The sequence below is a fragment of the Desulfobacter sp. UBA2225 genome (genome assembly GCF_002348205.1).
Taxonomy (GTDB): Bacteria; Desulfobacterota; Desulfobacteria; order Desulfobacterales; family Desulfobacteraceae; genus Desulfobacter; species Desulfobacter postgatei.
Window position 1 is genome coordinate 1 of sequence record NZ_DDYV01000290.1, and the last position, 11,931, is coordinate 11,931.

Below are 11,931 nucleotides of genomic sequence, written 5' to 3' on the forward strand. Positions count from 1 at the left end.
TGGTCCTTAAAAAGTCCCGGGCATTGCAATTAATGACATTGTTCCCTTTTTTAAATTTATCCAGTTCCTCAATAACCGTAATGGGAATATAAATGTCATTGTCTTTGAATTGATGAATGCATCCGCTGTCATGTAGGATGACGTTGGTATCCAGAATAAAAATTTTTTTCATACAGATCTCCGCATTAAAATAAAAATTTTTAAACAGGCTCTCAAGGTGTGGTTGATTCAAGAATTGATCGAGAGCGAGGAGGTTGGTTACCGGACCTTTCCTTTCCGGTCTTCTGGCGGGGAGTGGTAAATTGAAAACGTTTACCATAATATTCCAGGCTAAAGCGTTAATATTCGCGCCGGTCAGCCCGATTTAAGGAGATTAGACTCGACGATCCTGACAGGCTGTTGACCATAATTAAACAATTCTTTGTTTAATTATTATAGAGTTTGGTTAGGAAATGATGAAGGCAGAACAATATTACAATTTTAAAAGCCTGTTTAAACGGCAAAGAATATGGATGGTGTTTTATTTTGATTGCGAGCCTGAAGTAATCTCTTCAGTGATGACCCGTTTAACCTGGTTAACGGTTTTCACCCGGCGAAGTTCTGCCATTACTTTTTTAAGCTGCCCGGAACTTTCCACCATGATAGTGAAATAAAAAATACTGATACCCTCGGCCGATGTTTCCGAGTGCGCGTTTAAAATATTGATACCGGCCTTTGAAATGACAGCAGCAATGTCGGCCAAAAGGCCATGACGATCGTCTGTCTTGATACAGATGGACGCCGGGTATGATTCCTTAATACCACTGGCCCATTCGACTTCAATAACTCTCTCACTGCTCATTTTTAAAATATTAATGCAGTTCTTTCGGTGGATGGCCACCCCCTGGCCCTGGGTAATATATCCGATTATGGGGTCCCCCGGCAGGGGATTGCAGCATTTTGAAAATCTGACCAGAATATCACTAAGTCCTTTTACAATGATCCCGGTGGTCCGTTGTTTGTCCGAAGGGCGGGAAACTATTTTTTCAATGAGGGCATCATCGGCATCTTCTAAATCTTTTTCAAACTCCGGCACAGCGCGTTTCAGCAGCTGAAGCGCTGTCATTTGTCCGAACCCCACATGGGCGATCAGATCATCAATCGTCTTGAAACCCAATACTTCCGCCACCCTGCCGATATCACCTGATTTTATAAGGGCATTGAAGTTTTGATTTCGTTTTCTAAATATTTTCTCACACATTTCCCGTCCGAGGGAATAGCTTCTCTCCTTTTCCCTGGCATTGATATAGGCCCTGATTTTTGTCTTTGCCTTAACTGTTTTAACAAAATTGAGCCAGTCTCGGCTTGGGTTGTGTCCTTTGGTGGTTATGATTTCAATGGTATCGCCGGTGCGCAGTTCATGGGACAGAGGGACAAGCTTGCCGTTGACCCGGGCACCTGTGCACTGTGCGCCAACTTCCGTGTGAATCCGGTAGGCAAAGTCAACGGGTGTGGCTTTTTTGGGAAGGGTTTTGATCTCTCCTACCGGGGTAAACACGTACATTTCACCGGGATAGAGATCTATGCGCACATTTTCAAGGAATTCATCCGGATCTTTAAGATTTTCCTGATTCTCCACAAGATTCCGGATCCAAGCAAACAGTTCGCCGGTGTTTTCGTCAATCCTGGTCCCTTCCTTGTATGACCAGTGCGCAGCAATGCCGGATTCTGCCACCCGGTCCATCTCATGGGTCCTGATCTGGATTTCCACCCGCTCACCTTTGGGGCCGATTACCGTGGTGTGGATGGATTGGTACATATTGGGCTTGGGATTGCCGATATAATCCTTTATTTTATAATATATGGGCTTCCACATGGAATGAACCGCCCCCATGGCAGCATAACATTGAGGCACGGTATCCAGGATGATTCGGAAGGCAATGAGGTCATAAACCTCATCAAACTCAAGGCCCTGGGACAACATTTTCTGGTAAATGGAGTAAAAGGATTTAAACCGTCCCTTGATCTGGCAGGGCAGTTCCATCTCTTCCATTTTATAGTGCAGGGAGGCTGAGACCTCATTAATATAGGCTTCCTGCTCGTCCTTAGCCTTGTCGACCAGGGCCAGGATACGATCATGCTCTTCACGCAGGGTATAAAAAAAGGCAATCTCTTCCAGTTCGTTTTTAATCCAGAAGATGCCAAGACGTGCGGCAATGGGTGCATAGATATCCAGGGTTTCCTGGGCAATGGCCGCCTGCTTTTCAGGTTTTTTGTGGTATTTAAGGGTCCGCATATTGTGCAGACGGTCTGCTAATTTGATGAGCACCACCCGGATATCATCTGCCATGGCCAGGATCATTTTACGCAGGGATTCTGCCTGCTGGGCCACCTTGGTGGTCGCATGCAGGGCGGACAGTTTGGTCACGCCCTCCACAATATGAGCGACCCCTGGACCAAAAATATTTGAAATATCTTCTTTGGTGGCAGGGGTATCCTCAATTACATCATGGAGCAGGGCGGCAGCAATGCTCTCCATGTCCAGCTTCATGTCGGCCAGAATATTGGCCACCTCCAGGGGATGGGACAAATAGGGCTCCCCTGAAAGCCTGACCTGGCCTTCATGAACCCGGGCGGAATAGATATAGGCCCGGTCAATGAGCGAGACATCCGCATCTGGACTGTATTCATATATTTTGTCCAATATGTCGGTGATTCGAATCATTTTATGCCACCGGTTGCCGGGCCACTTTAAACTTAGTAGGCCTTAGCAAAAAGTACCCGCCGATCACTTTTTGCGCCACAATAAATACAAGATCCCGCTTCGTCAGGGCTGTCAAAGGGAATACACCGGATGGTTACGGACAGATCCTGTTTTATTTTTTCTTCACACTGGCTTGATCCGCACCAGTGCGCCAGAACAAACGCACCGTTGTTATACCCGTTTGCTTTTTTATACAAATCACAAAACTGGGCTTTTTCATCAATGGAAAAGGTGTTGGCTTCCCGAAAAGCTTTGGCGCGCTGAAACAGGGTCTCCTGGATATCGTCCAGGATATCGGCAATGGTATTTATAAACGCTTCTCTATTAATCCCCTTTTTCTCACCCGTATCCCTGCGGGCCATGAACAAACTGTTGTTTTCAATGTCCCTAGGGCCAAGCTCCACACGCACCGGAATGCCTTTTTTCACCCAGTCCCACCCCCTGGCGCCGCCGATGTCCCGGCTGTCGATCTCCACTTCAACGGGAAAGCCGTGAAAGGTTTGCTGTCTTAAGGCGGCTTGAAGTGCTTGGGCACTTTCCTGGACCTCTGAATTGTCAGCCCCTTTCTTGATAATGGGCAGGATCACCACATGGGCCGGGGCGATGCGGGGCGGAACCACCAGACCGTCATCATCGGAATGCACCATGATCATGCCGCCGATCATCCGGGTGGACGTTCCCCAGGATGTGGTCCAGGCAAAGGATTCCTGGCCCTCCTCATTCTGAAATTTAATATTGGAGCCTTTGGCAAAATTCTGGCCCAGGAAATGGGACGTGCCGGCCTGGAGCGCTCTTTTATCCTGCATCATGGCTTCAATACAAGTGGTGTCGTCAGCACCGGGGAACCGTTCGGATTCACTTTTACGGCCTTTGATGACCGGCATGGCCAGTCTCTCTTCAACAAATTTGGCGTAAATTTCCAGCATCTGAAGGGTCCGTTCCATGGCCTCTTCTTTCGTGGCATGGGCCGTATGTCCTTCCTGCCATAAAAACTCACTAGTGCGCAGAAACATACGGGTACGCATTTCCCAGCGCACCACATTGGCCCACTGGTTCAAAATAATAGGCAGATCCCGGTAGGATGACGTCCATCTGGACATGGACTCGCCGATAATTGTTTCGGATGTGGGCCGGACAATCAACGGCTCGGCCAGTTCTCCGGCCGGTACAAGCCGGCCGTTTTCGCCCTTTTCCAGCTTGTGATGGGTGACAACGGCACACTCTTTGGCAAAACCTTCCACATGCTCGGCCTCTTTTTCAAGGTAGCTTAGAGGAATAAATAATGGGAAATAGGCGTTTTTTACCCCGGTTTCCTTGAACATGGCATCCATCTGGCGCTGGATGTTCTCCCAGATGGCATATCCCCAGGGTTTGATCACCATGCATCCGCGGACCGGCGAATTTTCCGCCATGTCCGAGGCTTTTACCACCTCCTGGTACCACTGGGAATAATCTTCTTCCCTTGTGGGGGTGATGGCTGTCTTAACTTTCTTTCCCATTTACTTCCTCCGCCTTTAAGGTCATTGCATCAATCTCTTTTATCAGTTCATCCACAAGATACGCCTGATCAATTTTGCGGATGACTTTCCCCTTTTTAAACAAAATTCCATTGCCGTCGCCCCCGGCAATGCCGATATCGGCTTCTTTGGCTTCTCCCGGACCGTTGACCACGCATCCCATAATAGCAACTTTAATCCGTGCTGAGCGCTCAAGTAAAGCTTTTTCTACCTGTTCGGCAATTTTAAACAAATTTATTTTACACCGTCCGCAGGTGGGGCAGGAGATCAACTCCGGACCCCGCTGGCGCAGACCCAATGCGCGTAAAATTTCAAACCCGGTACGGATCTCTTCCACCGGGTCCCGGGTCAAGGAGACCCGGATGGTGTCTCCGATCCCTTCGGACAGCAGCATGCCGATGCCGATGGCGGACTTGGTGATGCCTGCATAAAGGCCACCGGCCTCGGTGACCCCCACATGAAGAGGCACGTCGGTCAACGGTGAAAGCTGCCGGTAAGCCTCCACGGTGCGCGCCACATCCGAAGCTTTCAGGGATACCTTAATATCATAAAATCCCAGATCCTCAAGAATCCGAATATTGGCAAGGGCACTTTCCACCATGCCCCTGGCTGTGACACCGTATTGTTTTTCAATCTCTTTTTCCAAAGATCCGCCGTTTACCCCGATGCGGATGGGAAGCTTGTGGGCCTTGGCACAGTCCACCACTGCTTTTATTTTGTCGGCCGTGCCGATATTGCCTGGATTGATCCGCAGTCCATCCACACCGGATTCGGCCGAAGCAATGGCCAGACGCCAGTCAAAATGGATGTCGGCAATCAAGGGGATGTGAATCTGCGCTTTAATTTTTTTTAACGCCTTGGCCGCTTCCATATCCGGCACAGCTGCCCGGACAATTTCGCACCCGGCCTTTTCCAGGGACAATATCTGATTTACAGTGGCTTGCACATCCTGGGTCTGGGTGTTGGTCATAGACTGAACCGAGACCGGGGCATCGGAGCCCACAGGTTGTGATCCCACCTTTATCTGCCGGGTTTTCCGGCGTTCTTTGAGCAGCGACATAAATTAAATCCTTATTTTAAAAAAGCAAATGCCTGCATCGCAGTTTTTCAGATGCAAGCATGTTTTTATAATCAATCCATTATCATACCGGGACCGGTTTTTTCAAGATATTGATGACAGGCCAACGCAGTGACAAGGGTAGAATACCAATAAAATATTAAAGTCACCCGGATTACGGTCTCTTGTTTTTTTGCATCTCTCTTTGTATTGTGCTTTTCGATATGAAAAAATCATCTAAAAACAGACTGACCATACAGCAGCAGGCGTTATTTCCCAAACAGACCCTTTTTGATAAAATTGCAAGAGCGGTATGCCGGTCCCAAACGCTGCCGAGAAAGGAACTTTACGAAGCATGGGAAGTGGCAAAACGGATCAGAAGAGAGTTCCGGGGTGGCAGAATCGTTGATCTGGCATGCGGGCACGGCCTGGTTTCCCATATTTTACTGCTATTGGATGACAGCTCTCCCAACGCCCTTGCCGTTGATACACATATTCCGGAAAATGCAAAAACGCTGTCCCGGACTTTGATCAAGACATGGCCGAGATTAAAGGATAGAATTTTTTTTAGACAGATGTCCCTTGAGCAGGCAAAAATATCTTCCCGGGATATTGTCGTATCCGTTCATGCCTGTGGCACGCTTACGGATAAGGTTATCGAAAAAGCGCTGTCGGCAAGAGCAAAGCTTGCGGTGCTTCCATGCTGCCATGATCTTGACGCCTGTGACACAGGCGGCCTTGAAGGCTGGATGGACGGCTCCCTGGCCGTGGATGCCACACGGGCTTTCAAGCTGGCCTGCAATGGATATACAGTGATGACAAAAAAAATTCCTGGGGAGATCACGCCTAAAAATCGTCTTCTCATGGCATGTCCCGATGACGGAGAATCAATCAGGAAACGCCACCAGATTTTCAATGCGAATCCATAAGAGAGTGTTTAAAAATTGATGAATCGCCTGCAATCTCATGAAAATGGCCCCAATTCCCCCAAATTTTATGCCAATAGTCCGGCTATTAACAGAAAATTTGTGAAAATTGGTTCTCATTTTTATGAGCTTTCGCTTCGATCCCCTAATTTTTAAACAGGCTCTAAACTTTTATAAAAAATATCAACTAATTTTAACATATTTAATATTTCTTGACAAAAAGCGTCTTACTATCCTAAAAACATGATTGGCTTACTTGGAGCCCGGATAAACGTACTACCGGAGACAAAGATTTAAGTCCTCGGCTTAGGAGGGATGAAAGCATGTATCATGTGCTTTCAAGAAAAAATCCTGTCCGGATCGGGGCATTTATAATAACCATAAACGAAGAGAGGTAAAATGAGCGCTTTAAGTTTGACACATAAGATCCTCAAGGATCACCTGGTTGAGCCTTCTGCATTGCCGGCCCCCGGGGAATTGATCAAAATCAAAATTGATGAGGCTTTCACCCAGGATGCCACAGGTACCATGTGTATGCTTCAGCTCGAAGCAATGGGTGTATCTAAAGTAAAGCCCCTTTCTGTGAACTTTGTTGATCACAGTATGCTTCAATCCGGCTTCAGAAACCCGGATGACCATCAGTACCTGAGAACGGTTGCCGCAAAACTCGGCATCATCTTCTCCCCCCCCGGCACAGGTATCTGTCATTTCACCAACATGGAAAACTTTGTTAAACCCGGTATGACAGGTGTTGGCGCTGACAGCCATACCGTTAATGCCGGTGGTTGTAGTGCTATCTTCATGGGTGCAGGCGGATATGACGTTGCCCTGGCAATGGCTACCGGCATGTACACCATGCCCATGCCCAAGGTGACCAGGGTTAACCTGACCGGCAAACTGCCCAAAAACTGTATGGGCATGGATGTCATCCTGAAGATGCTCGAAATCGTATCCGTAAAAGGCGGCAAGGGTATTATCTTTGAATATGCAGGCCCCGGCGTTAAAACCCTCTCCTTGACGGAACGTGCCACCATCACCAACATGGGCGCTGAAATGGGTGCCACCACCTCTATCTTCCCAAGTGATGAAAACACCAAGGCTTTCCTGGAAAGCCGCGGCCGCGGAGGCGACTACAAAGCAATGTCCGCAGACGAAGGCGCTTCTTATGACGCTGAAATCAATATTAACCTGTCTGAAATCGAACCGCTGATCGCCATCTATCCTTCTCCGGGTAATGTTGAAAAAGTTAAAGATCATGCCGGAACCAAAATTCACCAGGTTTGTATCGGTTCCTGCACCAACAGCTCCTTTGAAAACATCGCTGCTTTCGCCGAAACCCTTAAAGGCAAACGTGTCAAAGTTGATACCATGCTCTATCCCGGTTCCAGATCCGTTGCCATGCAGCTTGCAGACGCAGGGTACATCAAAATGATGTTCGCTTCCGGTGTCAGGATCATGGAAAATGGCTGTGGCGCCTGTATCGGCCAGGGCGGTTCCCCCCCAAGCGAAGGTATCACTCTGAGAACCTTCAACCGTAACTTCCCGAAACGTTCAGGTACGGACGATGCCAAGTGTCATCTGATCAGCCCGCTTGTTGCAGCTGCCAGTGCCCTGACCGGTGAAATCACCGTACCCGAAGCAAAAGACATTGCCATCAACGTCGTTCCGCCGGTTATCGACACCGATTCCTTCATCATGCCGGATAAAGCCGACAAGTCCGAAGGCATTGTTCGCGGACCCAACATCATGGCTCTGCCTGAGTTCTCTCCGCTGCCCGACGTTGTAAAAGGCGAAGTTCTGCTGAAACTTGGCGACAACATCAGTACTGACGACATTCAGCCTGCCGGTGTATACCTGCCCCTGCGCTCCAATGTTAAAGAATACGCAATGCAGGCCACTTACAAACTGGTTGACGGCACCTTCGCAGAACGCGCTGTGGCTCACAGAGACGCCGGCGGAGAAGGTATCATTGTTGGTGCTGAAAACTACGGTCAGGGAAGTTCCCGTGAACATGCCGCACTTTGCCCAAGATGGCTTGGTATCCGCGCGGTTATCGTTAAATCTTTTGCCCGTATTCATGTGGCCAACCTGGTTAACTTCGGTATCGTTCCCATGACCTTCAAAAATCCGGCTGACTACGACAAGATCAAACAGGGCGATACGGTATCCTTTAATGCCAAAGACCTGGCCGGCGATCTGTTCCTTGAAGTCAACGGCCAAAAACTTCCGCTGGAACGCGCTTTTGACTTAGACGTGATCCCCACCCTGAAACTCGGTGGTGCTCTGGCTCAGTTTAAAGCAACCTTCAAGGGATAACCGCTGTATAATTAAAGTACGACGCCCGGGAAACACCATTCCCCGGCAGACATAAAATAAAAAGGGGGATAATCTGTGATTATCCCCCTTTTTTCGTTATAAGGTTTGAAATAGGGATACTCAGTAAATAAACCTGATATTACCAGAACACAGAGATCAGCATCCTTGTGCCCACCACATACAGCAGTACGGCAAAAACACGTTTGAGCTTGTCAACGGGCAGGCTGTGGGCAAGTTTTACCCCAATGGGTGCCGTGAGCACCGATGCGGCAACAATTCCTGCCAGGGCGCCAAGATTAACAAACCCCAGGGACAGGGGCGGCAGGTTCGGGGCGCCAAGCCCGTTGATCACATATCCTAAGAACCCGGCTGCGGCAAGGGGAAACCCAATACCTGCGGAAGTGCCGATCGCTTTGTGAATCTTGGTATTACACCAGGTCAGAAACGGCACGGACAGGGTACCGCCGCCAATGCCCACGAGACTTGAAAATACGCCGATGATGCTGCCTGCCGCAAAAATGCCTGCTGTGCCGGGGATGTCCCGGGTGGGTTTGGGTTTTATTCCCATAAGCATCTGGGTGGCCACATAGTATAAAAAGATGCCGAAAAAACATTTAAGAAAATTGGTGGAAAGCATGGAGGCAAGCCAGGTTCCTGTAAACGCCCCTGCCAGGATGCCCGGTGTGATTCTGAATACCACAGGCCAGACCACAGCGTTGCGTTTATGATGGAAACACATGCTGGAAATCGAAGTAAACAAAATACTGGCCATCGACGTGCCCAGGGCCATGTGAACAATGACTTCATGGGCCACATTCTGGTGCGTAAAAACCGAAGTGAGCATGGGGACAATCACAAGGCCGCCACCAATGCCCAGAAGCCCGGCCAGAACACCGGCCACGCCGCCCACGGCAAGGTACAACGCTATATAAACCATCTATTCACTCCTTTATCCGTAATCAATTGCACAAAAGTGACGAATATATAAAATCAAGGTAAAAAGCAATGAATAGTTCCCTGTGTCGGCCATTGTAACGAATAGTACAATTCATCAATTACCAAACAAGCTCTTAAAGATATCCCCGCCATGGGGTTCATTATTATAAAGTCTGCCATTACTGGTCTGCAGAAAAGCATTGAGCGGAATGGATTCCTGCCGGATGAACCCTCTATCGGGTAAAGACCCATTGCTTACCATTTCTATGACGGCACAGGCCGAGGCTGCGGTAGTCCAGGAAATGGCCCGGTAAATCCGGCCTGCTATCTCAACGGGATAAAAGGCTCTGACATATTCATCCCGCATAAGGCTGCCTTTCACGCCTTCCACTGAGGCATGAATAAAGACAACATCATCGCTGACAGGCGGCTTAGCATTAGCCAGGAGATTTCCGACATACTGACGATCCTCCCGCATAAGCAGTTCATGGAAAATAAAGTTCATGAGGTTTGCGTGACCAGGATACCGGATTGTTTTATAATCAATATTTTTAGCCCTGCCCGCATATGTGTCGCACATGGTGCCAAGCCCTCCTGAGGTTGTAAAGGCTTCCAACTGTACCCCGTTTATAACAATGGTCTCTAACCACTCCAGGGGAGAAATCCATTTTTTCTCACCATTTTCAAGGACCTCACAGTCATTGAGATACTCGTTAACCACCCCTTCCGGTGACCAGTTGAACGCATATCCCAAAAGCCCTGTTGGATGCTGGGGAAGTGCCCCGACCCGTAGTCTGATATGGCGAATTTTTTCAAATTGTTCTGCAAGTGATGCCCCGATGATACAGATAAAACCAGGAGCCAAGCCGCATTGTGGAACCATAGCTGATTTGGCATCTTTACTCATGTTAATAATTGCTTTTGTGGTAGGAACGTCCTCGGTCAGGTCAAAATAATGAATGCCTTTTTTGCAAACGACCGAGGCGATCTTTTTATTTAAATGATAGGGCATACAGGAAATGACGGCATCCATACCCAACAGCTCATCTTCCAATTTTTCTATTTTGCCTATATCCATGGCTTTGGAGGGAAACGGAAGCCCATCTTTTTCCCTCAAAGCGACTCCGGTTACCTCAAAACCGGTTTCTTTGAGCAGGGTGCCCACCAAAGCCCCTACTTTTCCCAATCCCAATACCATGATTTTTTTAATCTTCTGTTCCATATGTCTTCCTATTTTCTGTTGTTGCCGAAGAGCGTAACAGGGATAAACTTCAAATTAAGTTCAATATAAACGCAAAACCCATGAAATATGAAGGGATAAGTTATCGCAATAAAAATTGATCTGTTATTGATTGGGTGCCGGAACCCCGAACTTGAGATTTTCAAAACCATACCAGGCAGCACCATGCAGGGCTGCCTTGGAATCAAGAATCACATGGACGGGCATATCAGCGCACAATGAAACAAACCGTCCCTTGTCGGCGATACGGCCTAAAAAATCAGGTTGAGTCAACCTTTTGAGGATGCGCGGCGGTATGCCGCCGCCAAGATAGATGCCGCCTGTAGGCAGAAGCGTCACCGCCATATTGCCGGTGATTGTGCCAAGGGCATGGACAAACATATCCAGTGTGGCCACGCAAATATCAGCCTCTTTTTTAAGGGCGGTCTCCACAATTACCGGGGTTCTGTCTGCCGCTGCAGCCAGTTTTTCCTTTAGCCAGGCAGGTTCCGGAAAAATTTTATTTTCCAAAAAATACTCATAAATATTTGGCAGCTGACTGCCCGAGCACACCCGTTCAAAACTGACGTGGCCGTAGCGCCGGGTTAAAAACGCCAGAAGGTTAACCTCCCGGGAATCCCGGGGAGAAAAGGCCGTATGTCCCCCCTCGCTGGCAAAGGCACGGTAACGGGCACCTGTCCAGACCAGAAAGGCAATGCCCAGGCCCGTGCCCGGAGCAACAATCGCCATGTTTCCCAAAGGGTCAGGTTTTCCCGGATTCAAGGTAAACAGGGCGCCTTTGTCCAGATGGGGCACTGCAACGGCAATGGCTTTCAAATCATTAATCAAAGAGACCTCAGGGATACCGCAGCTCTTTTTAATTTCATCCGCGCTGATCTCCCAGGGCAGATTGGTGATCCGGCAACGACGATTTTTTACCGGGCCTGCCACCCCGAAACAGGCAGCTTGGGGGGTTGCACAGGTATGATCTAAAAACTCTTTAAGAATGGTTTCAAAACATGCATAATCTGCACTTTTAAACCGGGTTTCGTAAACCGGATTTGCCGGCACTTGTGTTCTGCCGGCATAAATCGCAAGCACTGTTTTTGTGCCGCCGACATCCCCTGCAAGAATCATGGGCCTTCTCCCTGTGCAATAAAAAGGTTAGGAATCTGTTTGACAATGACATTTCTTATATCTCCCCATTCGCTCATTTG

General features: G+C 48.5%; 9 protein-coding genes. 2 read left to right on the top strand and 7 right to left on the bottom strand.

Features of this window, described 5'->3' with window-relative positions; genetic code table 11:
• From B3D59_RS18345 to ispG, 4 genes are all read right to left on the bottom strand, one after another.
• On the bottom strand, positions 1–319 hold a 319-nt coding region (locus B3D59_RS18345), incomplete at its 3' end, for a PIN domain-containing protein (protein WP_349676902.1).
• A 201-nt stretch (positions 320–520) separates the two neighbouring features.
• Positions 521–2,704 carry a RelA/SpoT family protein gene (locus tag B3D59_RS15105; protein WP_286821352.1) on the bottom strand — a complete coding sequence of 728 codons (2,184 nt, stop codon included), beginning with the start codon at positions 2,702–2,704 and terminating at the stop codon, positions 521–523.
• A 32-nt stretch (positions 2,705–2,736) separates the two neighbouring features.
• Positions 2,737–4,242: a proline--tRNA ligase gene (proS, locus tag B3D59_RS15110; RefSeq protein ID WP_286821354.1), complete on the bottom strand. Its 1,506-nt coding sequence runs from the start codon at positions 4,240–4,242 to the stop codon at positions 2,737–2,739.
• The gene (gene ispG / locus B3D59_RS15115; RefSeq protein ID WP_286821357.1) at positions 4,226–5,320 is read right to left on the bottom strand and encodes a flavodoxin-dependent (E)-4-hydroxy-3-methylbut-2-enyl-diphosphate synthase; all 1,095 of its coding nucleotides are present in this window, start codon (positions 5,318–5,320) and stop codon (positions 4,226–4,228) included. Before ispG ends, proS begins: the two co-directional genes overlap by 17 nt.
• A 221-nt stretch (positions 5,321–5,541) precedes the next feature.
• Here ispG and B3D59_RS15120 point away from each other — a divergent pair, with 221 nt between their 5' ends.
• Positions 5,542–6,246 (top strand): methyltransferase, encoded by a 705-nt coding sequence (locus B3D59_RS15120; protein WP_286821358.1) that lies wholly within the window; start codon positions 5,542–5,544, stop codon positions 6,244–6,246.
• A gap of 396 nt (positions 6,247–6,642) precedes the next feature.
• Complete coding sequence (locus B3D59_RS15125; protein ID WP_286821359.1) at positions 6,643–8,559, top strand: aconitate hydratase; 1,917 nt, start codon at positions 6,643–6,645, stop codon at positions 8,557–8,559.
• Between the two features lie 139 nt (positions 8,560–8,698).
• Here B3D59_RS15125 and B3D59_RS15130 read toward each other — a convergent pair whose 3' ends face one another.
• The 3 genes from B3D59_RS15130 to glk all read right to left on the bottom strand — a co-directional run bounded on the left by B3D59_RS15130 (position 8,699) and on the right by glk (position 11,851).
• A complete protein-coding gene (locus tag B3D59_RS15130) occupies positions 8,699–9,496 on the bottom strand; it encodes a sulfite exporter TauE/SafE family protein (protein WP_286821360.1) in 798 nt (265 codons plus the stop codon).
• A gap of 114 nt (positions 9,497–9,610) precedes the next feature.
• Entirely contained in the window at positions 9,611–10,717 is a 1,107-nt protein-coding gene (locus B3D59_RS15135; RefSeq protein ID WP_286821361.1) for a saccharopine dehydrogenase family protein, read from the bottom strand.
• Between the two features lie 123 nt (positions 10,718–10,840).
• Positions 10,841–11,851, bottom strand: a complete 1,011-nt coding sequence (gene glk / locus B3D59_RS15140) for a glucokinase (RefSeq protein ID WP_286821362.1) — start codon at positions 11,849–11,851, stop codon at positions 10,841–10,843.
• Positions 11,852–11,931: the final 80 nt, after the last annotated feature.

Bases quoted from the DNA above. Each gene is read 5' to 3' on its own strand.
- B3D59_RS15105 (WP_286821352.1), bottom strand. From the start codon at position 2,704: ATGATTCGAATCACCGACATATTGGACAAAATATATGAATACAGTCCA.
- proS (WP_286821354.1), bottom strand. From the start codon at position 4,242: ATGGGAAAGAAAGTTAAGACAGCCATCACCCCCACAAGGGAAGAAGAT.
- ispG (WP_286821357.1), bottom strand. From the start codon at position 5,320: ATGTCGCTGCTCAAAGAACGCCGGAAAACCCGGCAGATAAAGGTGGGA.
- B3D59_RS15120 (WP_286821358.1), top strand. From the start codon at position 5,542: ATGAAAAAATCATCTAAAAACAGACTGACCATACAGCAGCAGGCGTTA.
- B3D59_RS15125 (WP_286821359.1), top strand. From the start codon at position 6,643: ATGAGCGCTTTAAGTTTGACACATAAGATCCTCAAGGATCACCTGGTT.
- B3D59_RS15130 (WP_286821360.1), bottom strand. From the start codon at position 9,496: ATGGTTTATATAGCGTTGTACCTTGCCGTGGGCGGCGTGGCCGGTGTT.
- B3D59_RS15135 (WP_286821361.1), bottom strand. From the start codon at position 10,717: ATGGAACAGAAGATTAAAAAAATCATGGTATTGGGATTGGGAAAAGTA.
- glk (WP_286821362.1), bottom strand. From the start codon at position 11,851: ATGATTCTTGCAGGGGATGTCGGCGGCACAAAAACAGTGCTTGCGATT.